The organism is Microbacterium sp. MRS-1 (assembly GCF_000585455.1).
Lineage (GTDB): Bacteria > Actinomycetota > Actinomycetes > Actinomycetales > Microbacteriaceae > Microbacterium > Microbacterium laevaniformans.
In genome coordinates, this window is record NZ_JAUF01000133.1 from 1 (window position 1) to 952 (window position 952).

A 952-nucleotide genomic window follows, 5' to 3' on the forward strand; every position below is an offset into this window, starting at 1 on the left:
GGCTCTTCGGACATGCGGTGGGGGTGAGGCTCGCCGGGTGATGGTCGGCGGGTAGGGGTCGAGGTCCCCGAGGATCAGTAGCGCCAACTGCTGATCCATCACGAGGACCTCGACGTGCTTCACCCTACTTCGGGGTGCGCTGACGCGCGCTCTGCCGCTGATCCGTGTTCCCGCTGCGATCTGCTGGTCGGTCTCGACGGCGTCCATGTCGAGCACGTTGACCGCCGCGACGGGCTGCTGATCGTCACCGTTTCGACACCGGCGGCGCCGACCGGGTGCCCGTTGTGCGGGGTCGTGGCGATCGGTCGAGGGCGCCGCCGTCGAGTGTTGCATGACGTGCCGGGCGTGACGCGGGTGCGGATCGTCTGGCGGCAACGGGTCTGGCGATGCGGCGACGTGGGTTGTGCCAAGAAGACGTTCGTGGAGCAGCTTCCCTCCCTGGTCGCTCGGCGCGGGTCGCTCACAAGGCGAGCCGTCGACTGGGCGATCGGGCAGCTGCGCCGCGAGCACGCCACGATCGAAGGACTACGTCGTCAGCTCGGGACATCGTGGAAGACGGTGTGGCGGGCTGTTGAGCCTGAACTGGTGCGGTTGGCAGCCGACGAGTCCCGGTTCGAGAACGTGACCACGCTCGGCGTCGACGAGCACATCTGGCATCACGTCGACTCCCGCAAGCGCGGCCCGAAGGAGCTGACCGGGATGGTCGACCTGACCCGGGATGAGCACGGTCGCACCCGTGCCCGGCTGCTCGACCTCGTGCCGGGCAGATCGGGGAAGGCCTACGCGGCCTGGCTCGACGAGCGCGGCGAAGCGTTCCGGAACAACGTGAAGGTCGCGGCGTTGGACCCGTTCGCCGGATACAAGACCGCGATCGACGACAAGCTCGAGGACGCCACGGCCGTGCTGGACGCGTTCCACGTCGTCAAGCTCGGCACCGCCGCCGTCGACGAGG

1 protein-coding gene is annotated in these 952 nt (G+C 68.7%); it reads left to right on the forward strand.

Annotation, left to right across the window (positions count from 1 at the left end; genetic code table 11):
• Positions 1-114 precede the first annotated feature (114 nt).
• On the forward strand, positions 115-952 hold an 838-nt coding region (locus tag AS96_RS14540; protein ID WP_442921716.1), incomplete at its 3' end, for a transposase.